The sequence below is a fragment of the Novosphingobium sp. ES2-1 genome (assembly GCF_015169775.1).
In the GTDB taxonomy this organism is placed as follows: Bacteria; Pseudomonadota; Alphaproteobacteria; order Sphingomonadales; family Sphingomonadaceae; genus Novosphingobium; species Novosphingobium subterraneum.
The window spans coordinates 931,519-945,457 of sequence record NZ_CP063445.1 but is presented as its reverse complement, the minus strand read 5'-3'; the positions used below and the strand labels follow the sequence as shown (position 1 = coordinate 945,457).

11 protein-coding genes and 1 tRNA gene are annotated in these 13,939 nt (G+C 63.7%); 11 read left to right on the top strand and 1 reads right to left on the bottom strand.

What is annotated here, in order from left to right; all coding sequences use genetic code 11:
* Nucleotides 1-151 precede the first annotated feature (151 nt).
* Together IM701_RS04650 and IM701_RS04645 are read left to right on the top strand one after the other, a co-directional pair.
* Nucleotides 152-289 (top strand): hypothetical protein, encoded by a 138-nt coding sequence (locus tag IM701_RS04650; RefSeq protein WP_193827933.1) that lies wholly within the window; start codon nucleotides 152-154, stop codon nucleotides 287-289.
* Between the two features lie 420 nt (nucleotides 290-709).
* Nucleotides 710-785 (top strand) — tRNA-Lys (locus IM701_RS04645).
* 258 nt (nucleotides 786-1,043) lie between these two features.
* Here the strand turns inward: IM701_RS04645 and IM701_RS04640 are convergent.
* A complete protein-coding gene (locus tag IM701_RS04640; protein WP_193827932.1) occupies nucleotides 1,044-1,445 on the bottom strand; it encodes a helix-turn-helix domain-containing protein in 402 nt (133 codons plus the stop codon).
* Nucleotides 1,446-1,510: 65 nt separating this feature from the next.
* Here IM701_RS04640 and IM701_RS04635 point away from each other — a divergent pair, with 65 nt between their 5' ends.
* The 9 genes from IM701_RS04635 to IM701_RS04595 all read left to right on the top strand — a co-directional run bounded on the left by IM701_RS04635 (nucleotide 1,511) and on the right by IM701_RS04595 (nucleotide 13,897).
* The gene (locus IM701_RS04635) at nucleotides 1,511-2,149 is read left to right on the top strand and encodes a cation transporter (RefSeq protein ID WP_193827931.1); all 639 of its coding nucleotides are present in this window, start codon (nucleotides 1,511-1,513) and stop codon (nucleotides 2,147-2,149) included.
* Between the two features lie 95 nt (nucleotides 2,150-2,244).
* Entirely contained in the window at nucleotides 2,245-4,233 is a 1,989-nt protein-coding gene (locus tag IM701_RS04630; RefSeq protein WP_193827930.1) for a TonB-dependent siderophore receptor, read from the top strand.
* 311 nt (nucleotides 4,234-4,544) lie between these two features.
* Complete coding sequence (locus IM701_RS04625; RefSeq protein WP_230487801.1) at nucleotides 4,545-4,844, top strand: hypothetical protein; 300 nt, start codon at nucleotides 4,545-4,547, stop codon at nucleotides 4,842-4,844.
* A 77-nt stretch (nucleotides 4,845-4,921) separates the two neighbouring features.
* On the top strand, nucleotides 4,922-5,194 hold the full coding sequence (locus IM701_RS04620; protein WP_193827928.1) for a hypothetical protein: 273 nt from the start codon (nucleotides 4,922-4,924) through the stop codon (nucleotides 5,192-5,194).
* A gap of 134 nt (nucleotides 5,195-5,328) precedes the next feature.
* On the top strand, nucleotides 5,329-6,711 hold the full coding sequence (locus IM701_RS04615) for a TolC family protein (RefSeq protein WP_230487800.1): 1,383 nt from the start codon (nucleotides 5,329-5,331) through the stop codon (nucleotides 6,709-6,711).
* The gene (locus IM701_RS04610; RefSeq protein ID WP_230487842.1) at nucleotides 6,614-8,035 is read left to right on the top strand and encodes an efflux RND transporter periplasmic adaptor subunit; all 1,422 of its coding nucleotides are present in this window, start codon (nucleotides 6,614-6,616) and stop codon (nucleotides 8,033-8,035) included. Before IM701_RS04615 ends, IM701_RS04610 begins: the two co-directional genes overlap by 98 nt.
* Nucleotides 8,032-11,187, top strand: coding sequence for an efflux RND transporter permease subunit (locus tag IM701_RS04605; protein WP_193827926.1), 3,156 nt, complete (start codon nucleotides 8,032-8,034; stop codon nucleotides 11,185-11,187). Before IM701_RS04610 ends, IM701_RS04605 begins: the two co-directional genes overlap by 4 nt.
* A complete protein-coding gene (locus IM701_RS04600; RefSeq protein ID WP_193827925.1) occupies nucleotides 11,187-11,576 on the top strand; it encodes a copper-binding protein in 390 nt (129 codons plus the stop codon). Before IM701_RS04605 ends, IM701_RS04600 begins: the two co-directional genes overlap by 1 nt.
* 245 nt (nucleotides 11,577-11,821) lie before the next feature.
* Nucleotides 11,822-13,897, top strand: a complete 2,076-nt coding sequence (locus IM701_RS04595; RefSeq protein WP_193827924.1) for a TonB-dependent siderophore receptor — start codon at nucleotides 11,822-11,824, stop codon at nucleotides 13,895-13,897.
* The last annotated feature ends 42 nt before the right edge of the window (nucleotides 13,898-13,939 follow it).

Genomic DNA, 13,939 nt, shown 5'->3' with positions numbered 1-13,939 from the left:
CGCACCAGGCGGGGTGTATCTGTAGGCAATCGGGCGTTGCATCACCATCGCGGGTCGCCCGGCGCTCAGGATTGGGGAATATCACGGCATCGGCATTGCCGGCATGGGGCATCGAGACAATCATGCGCTTGATCGGCCTCTAGAGCGATGCATGGCAGCACCAATCGGCCTTACCCCGGCAATGTACGAAGCAGCGATCCCATCCTCATCGAACGGCACCAGCGTCTACGGCGCAATGACCTCGACGGACATGCCCTTTCTCCTCAATGCTTCAAACGCTCGTGATTAACATAGGGACTGCACATCCACTGCGTTGAAATCGGAACCGCCTTTGTCATCGTCGCTGGCCGTGTGCCGAACGTAGTTGACGAAAGTCACGCTCAAGTTCCATCGACCGACGTTTCGACGAAGAATCGAAGCGTTGGGCAGTTCAGTGGAAACTTTCAGGCTAATGGCTGGCGGAGAGGGTGGGATTCGAATATGGCTCGTAGAACCCTGTACATACTCGCATACCCAGACCAAATTTGCCAAGTGTGCCCCCTGCTCTGCCCCCAAAAAGATTGGACGCATCCGCATCGTCTCGGACGAGGCGCCTCAATCCGAGGCTGTACCATCAACCATGCGCAAAATCGCGATCTGTCTCTTAATCAGCGGGTCCTTGGTTCGAGCCCAAGTGCGTCCACCATCCTGTCCTTACGAAGCCTCGTGGGGACGCATAGCTCAGTTGGTAGAGCAGCTGACTCTTAATCAGCAGGTCCTAGGTTCGAGCCCTAGTGCGTCCACCACTTTCTCCTTATTATTCAATATCTTACTAGCGGCTACAAAGGCGGCTCTTCAGTCGATTTGGACGCTAGGTAGCTCTCTAGGTAGCACCCATCGCTGCGATATTTGTGAGCAGGTTTTTTGAGTGCGACGCGTCACGGCATCCGGTTGATCACTGCGACACTGCTCGGCGAACCCGAACTGGGTACGAAAGGGCTCTTCTTGAGCCAAACTTCATCCGGGAAGCGATTTGAACACTTCCCGAGCGTTGATCCGCAGGGTCAGCTAGGTCCACCCATCGGCGAAAGGGCCTCGATGATGCGGCAATCGGCAATCGTGGGACCCTTGCAGCTGTCGAGCTGGCGGACCAGTTCGCCGCGCAGGGCAGCGAGATCGGCGAGCTTGCGGTCGATCTCGGCCACATGCCGGGCGGCAATGACATCGACCCCTGCGCAGGAGTTGCCAGGATCGTCAGCAAGCCGCAGCAGTTCGCGGACCTGATCGAGCGTGAAGCCCAGATCGCGCGAGCGTTTGATAAACGATAGCCGTTCGAGGTGCGCCAGCTCGTAGACGCGGTAGTTGGCAGCGTTGCGCGCCGGGGCGGGCAGCAGGCCTTCAGCCTCGTAGAAGCGGATAGTCTCCACCTTGGTGCCGGTCGCACGTCCAAGATCGCCGATCTTCATCCTTGACCCTATAGTGACTTCAGGGTGCATAGGTCGAGTCCGGTCAACAAGACAGGGCGGACACAATGGCTGACGACTGCTGCGCAAATAAGAGCGAAACCATCGCCGTGCTGGCACGCAAGTCGGACCAGCGGCGCGTGCTCGTCATTGTCATGGTCATCAATTTTGCGATGTTCTTCGCCGAGTTTGGCGGCGGTCTTGCGGCGCGATCCACTGCGCTCATGGCGGATTCGGTCGACATGTTCGGAGACGGGGTCGTCTATGCGCTCAGCCTCTATGCGCTGAATCGCGGACCGCGCTGGGAAGCCGGTGCAGCCCTCGCCAAGGGCGGCATCATTCTGGTCTTCGGCATCGCAGTGATCGTCGAGATCGCCGACAAGCTCGTCAACGGCGTGCCGCCGTCCTCCTCGCTGATGCTGGCTTTCGGCACCGTGGCGCTCGCGGCCAACCTCACATGCCTCGCGCTGCTGTGGCGCTTCCGCAGCGAGAACATCAACATGGCCAGCACATTCGAATGTTCGCGCAATGATGTCGTCTCCAACCTTGGCGTACTGATCGCCGCGGGCTTGGTGGGAATGACCGAGCAGGCATGGCCGGATATCGCTGTGGGCGCGATCATTGCCGTCATCTTCATCCGTTCGGCCTGGCGGGTGCTGTGGTCTGGTGGAACAGCCTGGCGCGATGCCCACCTCGGCAGGCCATGAGCATCCATACCTGACCCACGCATTTCTTCCGCAATATCCCAATCCGCGCGGCCTTGGCCGCGATAGTCGTATTTCATTTCCCGGAGCCCGAGTTCATGCGTCTTATTTCCCGCCTTGCCCTACTCTCGGCGGCATCACTGACACCTTTGCAGGCCTATGCGCAGCAGACACCAACAGGCTCGCCGCAACCGACTGAAAGTGCCGGCGAGGAATCGGGCGACGAGATTATCGTCCAGGCCACGCGCTCGGGCCGCCGAGTGCAGGACGAGCCGGTCCGCGTCGAAGTGATCGACAGGGAGGAGATCGAGGAAAAGCTCATGATGCGGCCCGGCAATGTCGCCATGATCCTGAGCGAAACCGGCGGCCTCAGGGTTCAGGTCACCTCGCCCGCCCTCGGCGCGGCCAATATCCGGGTCCAAGGTATGGATGGGCGCTACACCCTCCTGCTGGCCGATGGCCTCCCGCTCTACGGCGGACAGGCCTCGTCGCTCGGTCTGTTGCAGATCCCGCCGACCGACCTTGGCCAGATCGAAGTGATCAAGGGCGCGGCGTCGGCGCTCTATGGTCCTTCCGCGCTCGGCGGCATGATCAACCTGGTCTCGCGGCGGCCCGGTGATGTCCCGGAGGCCGAAGTGCTGCTCAACGCATCGACCCGAGGCGGGCAGGATGCGACCGCCTACACCGCTGCTCCCATTGCACAGGGCTTGGGCGCCTCGCTCACCGGTGGCTATCATCGCCAGACCAGCCAAGACATCGATGGGGATGGCTGGATCGACATGCCCTCCTATGAACGCTGGAGCGTGCGCCCACGCCTGTTTTGGGAAGGGGCGAGCGGTGCCAGCGCCTTCCTCACCGCCGGGGCGATGACCGAGCAGCGCCTGGGCGGCACCCTGCCGGGCCGGACCACGCCTGATGGCAGTGCGTTCCCACAGGCCCAGGACACCGACCGCCTCGATGGCGGCCTGGTCGCGCAATTACCGATGGGCGAGAGCGTATCGCTGCACATTCGCGGGTCGGCCATGACGCAGCAGCACCGCCATGTCTTCGGCGACGTGGAAGAGAACGACCGCCATACCACCCTCTTCGCCGAGGCTTCGCTGTCCGGGAAAAGCGGCGGGACATCGTGGGTCGGCGGAGCTGCATACCAGCGCGACAGTTTCGGTTCGCAGACCTTCCCGGCGTTCAACTACGCTTTCGAGGTGCCGGGTGTTTTCGGACAGGTGGAACAGGAAATTACGGGTCGCCTCACGCTGGCCGGCAGCGCCCGGCTCGACTTTCATGACACCTACGGCACGCGTTTCAGCCCGCGACTGTCACTGCTCTACCGGCCCGCCCCCTGGACGATCCGGGTCTCGGGAGGGCGGGGTTTCTATGCCCCAACCCCGTTCGTCGAGGAAATCGAGGCGGCTGGCCTGTCGCGACTGGAGCCGCTGGGCAAGCTCAAGGCGGAAACCGCAACCACCGGGTCGCTCGACATCGGCTATGCCAGCGGCCCGATCGAGGCCAACGTGACCCTGTTCGCGTCGGACATGAACGATACGACACGGCTCGAACCGATCGGTCCGGCTGCGCTCGCCAATCGTGTGCGGCTGATCAATATCCCTGGGCAGACGCGGATACGCGGCTCGGAGTTGCTGCTGCGCTACCGCCGGGACGCCTATACGGTCACCGGAAGCTACGTTTACGTCGATGCTTCAGAGTCCGATCCCGATGGCTTCGGGCGCCGCGCCGTCCCGCTCACGCCCAGGCATACTGCAGGCCTGGTGGCGATGTGGGAAGAGCATGACAAGGGCAGGCTAGGGCTGGAGATCTACTACACCGGCAGGCAGCCGCTAGAGGACAATCCCTACCGTACCAGCGGGCGCCCCTATTTCGAGATCGGCCTGCTCGGCGAGATCGTCGTCGGCAAACTTCGCGTGTTCCTCAACGCGGAAAACCTGCTCGGCATCCGGCAGACCAGATACGAAAGCTTGCTTCGTCCCCTGCGTGCTCCTGATGGTCGCTGGACTGTCGATGCATGGGCACCACTCGAAGGGTTCACGCTAAATGGAGGCATTCGCGTTAAGTTGGGTGGCGAGCACTGAGCCCAGCCTGACCGACAACATAGAGGAAGCCTCCTTTACCGCTATAGACGAGCCGAATTTCTTGCGGTGGGACGCGTGTTTCAGCACAGTCGGCTGCTAAAACGAGCCAATCTAGGCCTCAGGCAGGCACGGAAAGGGAACTCGGGCTTCTCGTCGCGTTAGGGTCCTCAGGCAAACGCATCTTCGCCCGTCATTAGGGCCAAATCATTATTTGGTTCTGTGATGCGCTTGCGCTAGACGTGCTGACCGTGAAACGCTTCTTCGCCTCGCTACTTCTGGTCGGAGCATTGTTGGGTCTCTTCGGAGGCCAAATGGCGGCTGCGCGGAGCATTCCCACGGCGATGAGCGCGCCCAAGGCGATCGCCATGGATGCGGATTGCATGGCGATGATGGCCAAGCAGCAGCCCGCTCCCGAGAAAAAGCCGTGCAAGGGTCTCACGCTCGACTGCATTGCCGCCATGGGATGTGTCGCCCCACTGGTCGCCGCCGATCTTGCTACCGGCATGTTGACGTCGCGCATCTATGGCGCGCCCGGCTTCTGGCCGACTAGCACCGTCCTCACCGGCAAGTCCTTCGCTCCCGATCCGGATCCTCCCACACACCTTGGCTGATTGAACCGTTGTGTCCGGCGCGCACTCGCGTTCGCGCGGCGCCGTGACCTCTTTCAATTCAGACAAGGATATTCGTGATGAAGATGAAGATGATTCTGGCTGCTATGACGGCAGCCCTGAGCGTTACCGCGCCTGCTTGGGCGGATGCCTCGCATAGCTCAGCGCAAGGCCATTATGAATGGCGATCGGTGCCGCAATACGGCCCGCGCGCGACCGGCCCGGTACGGCAGCGTGTTTGGGTCGCGGATCATGCCCAGATGGCCAACTGCGACTGTGACATGATGAAGATGAGCGCCGATGAAAGCATGGGCACCATGCATCGCGGCCGCGACAAGCCTTCGGCCGGCTAAGCTCGGGTTCCCGGCCGTAAGATCAAAGCAGCAGGGCCAGGCGCACGGCGCCGGCGCGGGACATCGAGTCCCCGTCGGCGCCGTGTCAGCCGCCTGTCGATCGCGCGCCGGGGACTCCCGCACAGGAGATGTTCATGCGCACCCTATTCCTTGCCGTGCCGCTGCTGGCGCTACCAACCACAGCTCTCGCCGGACCACTCCGTTTCGAGGAAGCGCTCGCCAGAGCGGAAGCACAGGCTCCCTCGCTCCGCGCCAAGGCACTGGCGGCCGATGCGCGCCGTTCGACGCTGCCCGCAGCGGGGCAGATTCCCGATCCCAAGCTCGGGCTCGGTATCGACAATTTCCCGATATCGGGTCCGCCAGCGGGCAGCTTCGTCGAAGACAGCATGACAATGGCGCGGGTCGGGATCTCACAGGAGGTGCCCAACGCCGCCAAGCGTCATGCTCGCGCTAGCCGGGCGCGAACCGATGTCGAAGCCGCCGAGGCAACGCTGTTGTCGGAGACCCGCCGGGTCAAGGTGGCGACTGCGCTGGCCTGGATCGATCTCGCCTATGCGGAGCGTCGTCTTGCAGCCCTCGATGGCATTCATTCCCGGCTTTCGCCCCTCCCTGCTGCGGCGAAGAGCGGTGTCGCCTCGGGCGCCGCACGCCCTGCGCAGACGCTGCAGGTTCGGCAATCGCTCGCGGTGCTGGAAGATCGCCGGAGCGAGCTCGCCGCCGAAGTGGGGCGCCAACGCGCAATCCTCTCGCGCTGGACGGGCGAGCCGGCGCCTGAGGTGATCGGCGATATCCCCTCACTCACTATCGACGCGGCAGCCCTGCGCGCTGCCATAACGACCCACCCCGATCTCGGCGCCGCTCATGCACGGGTCGCCCAAGCCGAGGCTGACGTTTCCATCGCCCGAGCCGACAAGCGTCCCGACTGGGGCTTCGACATCGCCTATCAACGCCGGGCAGAGCGCTATGGCGACATGGTCTCGGCCGGCGTCACCGTCAGCCTGCCCCTCTTTGCCAAACGGCGGCAGGATCCGATGATCGCCGCGAGCACGGCAAACGCGGCCGCGGCGCTTGCCGAGCAGGAAGACATGCGCCGGTCACTCATCTCCGATCTTGAGGCGGGCCTTGCCGACCATGCCATGCACCATGAACAATGGATGCGCGCACGCGACACGCTGCTCCCGCTCGCGCGCAACCGGGCCGAACTCGAGACAGCCAGCTACACCGCTGGGCGCGCCGGGCTGCTCGACGTGATCGAGGCCCAGACCACGCTTGCCGACAACGAGTTCCAACTGCTCGACAGGGAGGCCGAGGTCGCACGCGATGCCGTGCGGCTTGTGCTCACCTTTGGGGGAACAGCCAATGAAATTCGACACGACCTCGAGCACGCAGCTGGGCATGGCCGCGGCAGCGCTGGCGCTCGTGGCCAGCGGCCTCGGCTATGGCCTTGCGAGTTGGCGCCACGAGGATTCACCGGCGGCGACGGCCCAGGGCGGGCGCAAGATCCTCTACTGGTATGATCCGATGGTTCCGAGCCAGCATTTCGACAAGCCGGGCAAGTCGCCATTCATGGATATGGAACTCGTCCCCAAACATGCCGACGAGGCCGCGAGCGGTGAGACCGGCGTGACGATCGATCCCGCGCGCGCGCAATCGCTCGGCTTGCGCATCGCGGAGGCGCGGATCGGCACGCTGGGCTCGAACCTCACGGTGACCGGTACGATCGAGTTCAACGAGCGCGACGTTGCCATCGTCCAGGCGCGCACCGGCGGCTTCGTCCAGCGTGTCTATGCGCGCGCGCCAGGCGATATGATCGGCAAGGGCGCGCCGCTCGCCGATCTTCTGGTGCCGGAATGGGCGGGCGCGCAGGTGGAATATCTGGCGGTACGGCGGATCGGCGATGCGGGTCTCGCTCGCGCGGCCCGTCAGCGCCTTCTCCTGCTTGGTATGCCCACGGGCACCGTCGCTGCTGTCGAGCGGAGCGGGCGACCGCATAATGTGGTGACAATCTCGACGCCGACCGGCGGCACCATCAAGACGCTGGGCGTCCGAGCCGGGATGACGGTTGCGAGCGGTCAGACGCTCGCCGAGGTCAATGGCCTCGGCACGGTGTGGCTGAATGCCGCGGTGCCGGAGGCGATGGCGGGCAGGCTACGCCCGGGCCAGAGCGCGACCGCCACGCTCGCCGCCTATCCGGGAGAGCGGTTCACCGGCCGTATTGCCGCCATCCTCCCGAGCGTCGCCGCCGAAAGCCGGACCCTCACCGTACGCATCGAACTGCCCAACCGCGCCGGGCGCCTGCGCCCCGGCATGTTCGCTTCGGTCGATCTCGGAGGCGCTGCACGCTCGGCATTGCTCATCCCCTCGGAGGCCGTCATTCGCACCGGCAAGCGCGCACTCGTCATGCTGACCTTGCCGCAAGGGCGCTATCGGCCCGCCGAGGTGCAGACCGGCACCGAGGCTGGTGGTCAGACCGAAATCCTCGCCGGGCTTGCCGAAGGGGAGAAGGTCGTCGCGTCAGGCCAGTTCCTGATCGACTCCGAGGCCAGCCTCTCGGGCATCGAGGCTCGACCGATCATCGGCGCAGCCCCTGCGCAGGCAGCAGCACCCTCGAAGGGCGCCTATCGCGCGACCGGCCGGATCGAGAGCATCGCGGGCGATCGGATCACCCTCAGCCACGCGCCTGTCCCTGCGCTCAAATGGCCCGCCATGACGATGACCTTCAGGCTCGCTGCTCCCGCCCTTGCCCGCGGTTTCAAGGAAGGCGACCGCGTCGTTTTCGGGTTCGACCAGGCAGCGGACGGCCCCGTTGTTCGCACGCTCAGCCGTGAGGCCGCGCGATGATCGGCCGGCTTATTGGCTGGTCGGCCAACAATCGTCTTTTCGTGGTGCTGGGAGCGTTGGCGCTGGCCCTCGGCGGCTTGCTCGCGCTGCGCAGCACGCCGATCGACGCCCTGCCCGACCTTTCCGACACACAGGTCATCATCCGCACGAGTTATCCGGGCCAGGCCCCGCAGATCGTCGAGAACCAGATCACCTACCCGCTCGCGACGACCATGCTTTCGGTCCCGGGTGCCAAGACCGTACGCGGCTATTCCTTTTTCGGGGACAGCTTCGTCTATGTGATCTTCGCAGATGGCACTGACCTCTATTGGGCGCGCTCGCGCGTCCTTGAATATCTCAACCAGGTGCAGGGCCGCCTGCCCGACACCGCGCGCAGCGCCATCGGCCCCGATGCGACCGGCGTGGGCTGGGTCTATCAATATGCGCTGGTCGATCGCACCGGCGGACACGACCTCGCCCAGCTGCGCTCGCTGCAGGACTGGTTCCTCCGCTATGAGCTCAAGAGCCTGCCAGGAGTTGCCGAGGTCGCCAGCATCGGCGGCATGGTCAAGCAATATCAGGTCGTCCTCGACCCGGTGAAGCTTGCCGGTTACGGCATCACCCATGCCCAGGCCGTGGCGGCGATTGGGCAAGCCAATCAGGAAACCGGAGGCTCTGTCCTCGAGCTCGGCGAGGCGGAATATATGGTGCGCGCTTCGGGCTATCTGCAGACGCTCGACGACTTCCGCGCCATACCGCTGCGCACGGCGGCGGGCGGCGTGCCGGTGACGCTCGGCGACGTAGCGACCATCCAGCTCGGACCCGAAATGCGCCGCGGCATCGCCGAGCTTGATGGCGACGGCGAAGTGGCGGGCGGGGTCGTCATTCTGCGCTCCGGCGCGGATGCACGCGCCACCATCCAGGCGGTGCGCGACAAGCTCGAGATCCTCAAGAAGAGCCTGCCCCGCGGGGTCGCGATCGTGCCGACCTATGACCGCTCGCAGCTCATCGATGCCGCGATCGAGAATCTCACGCACAAGCTCGTCGAGGAGTTCGTCGTCGTTGCGATCGTCTGCGCGCTGTTCCTTTGGCATGTGCGCTCGGCGCTGGTCGCCATCGTTACGCTGCCGCTGGGCGTTCTGGCGGCCTTCATCGTCATGCATTTCCAGGGCGTCAACGCCAACATCATGTCGCTCGGCGGAATTGCGATTGCGATCGGCGCGATGGTCGATGCGGCAATTGTCATGATCGAGAACGCGCACAAGCGGATCGAGCAACGGGAGCATGATCACCCCGGTGAGGAGCTGGAAGGGCCGGCGCGCTGGACCGTGGTCACCGATGCGGCGCGCGAGGTCGGGCCGGCGCTCTTCTTCTCGCTCCTCATCATCACCTTGTCTTTCGTCCCGGTCTTCACGCTCGAAGCGCAGGAGGGGCGTCTTTTCGCGCCGCTGGCCTTCACCAAGACCTACACCATGGCAGCGGCCGCGATCGTCTCGGTGACGCTCGTACCGGTGCTGATGGGCTGGCTTATCCGGGGCAAGATTCCCTCCGAACAGGCCAACCCCGTCAATCGGGTGCTGACGCGGGCCTATCGCCCCGCCATCGACTGGGTGCTGAAACGGCCCAAGGCGACCCTGATCATCGCAGGGCTCGTCTTCCTGACGACCGCCTGGCCCCTGTCGCGGCTCGGCGGCGAGTTCCTGCCCGCCATGAACGAAGGCGATCTCCTCTACATGCCCTCCGCCCTGCCCGGCCTGTCGACCGCCAAGGCGTCGGAACTCCTCCAGCAGACCGATCGCATGATCAAGTCGGTGCCCGAGGTACAGAGCGTGTTCGGAAAGGCAGGCCGTGCCGAAAGCGCGACCGACCCGGCCCCGCTCGAGATGTTCGAGACTACGATCCGCTTCAAGCCGCGCGATCAATGGCGGCCCGGCATGACCCCCGACAAACTGGTCGAGGAGCTTGACCGCACCGTGAACGTGCCGGGCCTGGCAAATATCTGGGTGCCTCCCATCCGCAACCGGATCGACATGCTGGCAACCGGCATCAAGAGCCCGATCGGCGTCAAGGTCTCGGGGTCAGATCTCGCCGCCATCGATCACATTGCGCGCGAGGTCGAACAGGTCGCCAAGACCGTGCCTGGAGTGAGCTCGGCCCTAGCCGAACGGCTCACCGGCGGGCGTTATGTCGATGTCCGGATCGATCGGATGGCCGCCGCGCGCTATGGTCTCAATATTGGCGATGTCCAAGCGATAGTCTCCGGTGCGATCGGCGGCGAAAATGTTGGCCAAACCGTCGAAGGGCTGGCGCGCTATCCCATCAATGTCCGCTACCCGCGCGAACTGCGCGACAGCCCGGATGCGCTTCGCGCCCTCCCACTGCTTACGCCCTCCGGCCAGCAGATTACCTTGGGCAGCGTCGCCCAGATCGCGATCAGCGAGGGACCGCCCATGCTGAAGACCGAAAATGGACGGCCATCGACCTGGGTCTATGTCGACGTCCGGGGACGCGATCTCGCATCGGTCGTCAAGGATCTGCAGACGGCGGTGGCGCGCGAGGTCAGGCTCTCGCCCGGCGTCAGCCTCGCCTATTCGGGTCAGTTCGAATATCTCGCGCGCGCGATCGACCGGCTGAAGATCGTCGTGCCGGCCACGCTCGCGATCATCTTCCTGCTGCTCTACCTGATCTTCCGGCGGCTCGACGAGGCGATGCTCATCATGGGCACGCTGCCCTTCGCGCTCACTGGCGGGTTCTGGATCCTCTACTTGCTCGGCTACCACCAGTCGGTCGCGACCGGCGTCGGCTTCATCGCCCTTGCCGGCGTCGCCGCCGAGTTCGGCGTGGTGATGCTGATCTATCTCAAGGACGCGCTCCAGGCGCGCGGCGCGAAGCCTTCGCGGGAAGAAATTGCAGAGGCGGTGCGCGAGGGCGCACTGCTCAGGGTCCGTCCCAAGGCGATGACGGTCGCCGTCATCATCGCCGGCCTCCTGCCGATCCTCGTCGGATCCGGCGCGGGCTCGGAAGTCATGAGCCGCATCGCCGCGCCCATGGTCGGCGGGATGCTGACCGCGCCGCTTCTCTCCATGTTCGTCATCCCCGCCGCCTATCTGCTTCTGAGGCAGCGATCCTCTCAACCCCAAACCCATCTGAAGCACCACGAAAGGATCCTATAATGAAATTGCATGCACTGACCGTCTTCTGCCTCGCAGCGACCCTCGCCGCCTGTGGCTCCGAAACCGAAACCAACGAGGCTGCGGTCACGAACGTGGCATCGCCCGCTGCTACCGAAAGCAACGCGATGGTGGGCGACATGGGCAACATGGCGATGTCGCCTACGGCCAAGATGGCGAAGGGCATCGGCAAGGTAACGGCCGCCGACAAGGTCGCAGGGACAATCACGCTCGATCATGGCCCGATTGCCGAAGCCAACTGGCCGGCGATGACTATGGCATTCAAGGCGGCACCGGCGCTCATCGACAGCGTGAAAGTGGGCGATGAGGTAAATTTTGAGCTTAAGCTCGACGGCAATGCCGGCGAGATCACCGCCATCAGCAAGAGGTAATGCGATGGTGGGGCGCGGGCGGCAGGTCCGCGCTCCTGCTCACCCGGCAGCCTGCGACGCGAGCGCTCCGACGATCCGGCAATCGTTCCATGGCTGCACTGCTCGATCAGATGGGACAGCTTACGCTTCAACGCGAGGAGGTCGGCGGATCCGTAAACTCGCTCAAAAGTCCACCCCAATATTGCTAATAAATCGCATTAACTGTAGGAGGGCGCACGATAATCAACGCCTTCAGGGGGAAGTCCATGAAATCCAAATTATTTTTGTCCGCGGCCTTGTTTGCAATTCCGACCGCCGCGATGGCGGCCGAAGCAGAAACCGATGATGGCCGCACGATCATCGTGACCGGCAAGTCCGAGGGCTATGTCGCGATCAATTCGGCCACCGCGACAAAGACCGATACACCGCTCATCGACGTGCCGCAGAGCATCAATGTAGTGACGCGTGAACAGCTCGACGACCAGGCACAGCACAGCATCGCCGACGTGCTGCGTTACGTCCCTGGCACCACCGTCGGTCAGGGCGAAGGCAATCGCGATCAGATCACGCTGCGCGGCCAGAACACGACCGCCGACTTCTTCCTCGATGGCGTGCGCGACGACGTGCAGTATTATCGCAGCCTCTACAACATCGAGCGCGTGGAAATCCTCAAGGGCCCCTTCGCGCTGATCTTCGGGCGCGGCGGCAGCGGCGGCATCATCAACCGTGTGCAGAAGACGCCTTCGGCGGATGCGCTGGCGATCGGCGGCTCGGCCAGCGTCAACACTTTCGGCGCGTGGGACGTGTCGGCGGACATCAATACCCCGATCAGCGGCAATGCCGCTTTCCGCCTCAACGCCAACTATGAAAGCCTCGACAATCACCGCGATTTCTTCGGCGGCGAACGCTACGCGATCAATCCCTATCTCGCGGTCGATCTGGGGCAGTGGAAGCTCGGCCTCTCGTATGAATATGTGAATGACGACCGAGTCACCGATCGCGGCGTACCGTCGATCGCCACCGCGGCGGGCCAGCCGAACCGCCCGATTACGGGCTATCGCGACACCTTCTTCGGCGTACCGGGTGTCAATCGCGCAGGACTTGAAGCGCATATCATCAAGGCGCGGCTCGATGGCGAACTGGCCGAAAACCTGAACTGGTCGACCACGCTGCTCTACGGCGACTACGACAAATACTACACCAATGTCTTCGCCAACGGCGCGGCCACCGGGCAGACCGGCACCGTCGCGCTGTCGAGCTATACCGACCCGACGAAGCGGCAGAATTTCATCGCTCAGAGCAATCTGGTCTGGGACGTCAACCTTGGCTCGATCGGTAACAAGATTCTGCTCGGTCTCGAATATGGCGATCAGGACTCCACCAACCAGCGCCGCAACGGTACGCTTTCGAGCAGCACGTTGAACCTGGCCAATATCGTCTATCCGACCGTCACCTTCGGCGCGCTCGCTCGGAACACCGAGTCCAACGTGCAGTTCTTCTCTGCCTATGCACAGGATCAGATCAGCTTCGGCGAGCATGTCGATCTCGTAGTCGGCCTGCGCTATGACCGGTTCGAGATCAAGGGCACCGACCTGATCGGAACGCCGCGCCCCTTCGCACGCACCGACGAGAAGGTCAGCCCCCGCGTCGGCCTGATCCTGAAGCCGCAGGAGAATATTTCGGTCTACGGCAGCTACAGCCAGTCCTTCCTGCCGCGCTCGGGCGACCAGTTCCTGACGATGACGGCGACCCAGCAGAACCTCGCGCCCGAAAAGTTCACCAACTATGAGATCGGCGCGAAGTGGGACATCCGGCCCGACCTCAATGTCACGCTCGCGCTGTTCCAGCTTGACCGGACCAATGCGACAACGCCCGATCCGAACAATGTCACCGCCACGATCAATATCGGTGAAACGCGGACCAAGGGCGTCGAACTGGCGCTGACCGGTCGGATCACGCCCAACTGGCAGATGAGCGGCGGTTACACCTACCAGGATGCCAAGCTGCGCGGAAACAGCTTCGTTCGCCTGGGGCAGGTGCCCAAGCACCAGTTCGCACTGTGGAACCGTTATGATTTCAACGAGGCGGTCGGCGCCGGCGTCGGCGTGATCCACCAGTCGAGCCAGTTCGCCGCAATCCGGACGTCCGCTACGACGACCCGCCTGCCCGCCTTTACCCGCGTGGACGCGGCGTTGTTCTTCAATGCTTCGGAGAATGTCCAGCTTCAGCTGAACGTGGAAAACCTGCTCGACGAGGAATATTTCTCCGACGCGCACAATAACAACAACATCACGCCGGGTGCGCCGATCAACAGCCGGTTCACCGTGCGTGTGAAGTTCTGACGGTAAGCCAAGAGGACGAGAGTGTCGTACACTCTCGTCCTC

Excerpts from the sequence above, each read along its gene's own strand:
- IM701_RS04640 (WP_193827932.1), bottom strand. The coding sequence starts at position 1,445 with ATGAAGATCGGCGATCTTGGACGTGCGACCGGCACCAAGGTGGAGACT.
- IM701_RS04605 (WP_193827926.1), top strand. The coding sequence starts at position 8,032 with ATGATCGGCCGGCTTATTGGCTGGTCGGCCAACAATCGTCTTTTCGTG.
- IM701_RS04630 (WP_193827930.1), top strand. The coding sequence starts at position 2,245 with ATGCGTCTTATTTCCCGCCTTGCCCTACTCTCGGCGGCATCACTGACA.
- IM701_RS04600 (WP_193827925.1), top strand. The coding sequence starts at position 11,187 with ATGAAATTGCATGCACTGACCGTCTTCTGCCTCGCAGCGACCCTCGCC.
- IM701_RS04625 (WP_230487801.1), top strand. The coding sequence starts at position 4,545 with ATGGCGGCTGCGCGGAGCATTCCCACGGCGATGAGCGCGCCCAAGGCG.
- IM701_RS04615 (WP_230487800.1), top strand. The coding sequence starts at position 5,329 with ATGCGCACCCTATTCCTTGCCGTGCCGCTGCTGGCGCTACCAACCACA.
- IM701_RS04595 (WP_193827924.1), top strand. The coding sequence starts at position 11,822 with ATGAAATCCAAATTATTTTTGTCCGCGGCCTTGTTTGCAATTCCGACC.
- IM701_RS04620 (WP_193827928.1), top strand. The coding sequence starts at position 4,922 with ATGAAGATGAAGATGATTCTGGCTGCTATGACGGCAGCCCTGAGCGTT.
- IM701_RS04650 (WP_193827933.1), top strand. The coding sequence starts at position 152 with ATGGCAGCACCAATCGGCCTTACCCCGGCAATGTACGAAGCAGCGATC.
- IM701_RS04635 (WP_193827931.1), top strand. The coding sequence starts at position 1,511 with ATGGCTGACGACTGCTGCGCAAATAAGAGCGAAACCATCGCCGTGCTG.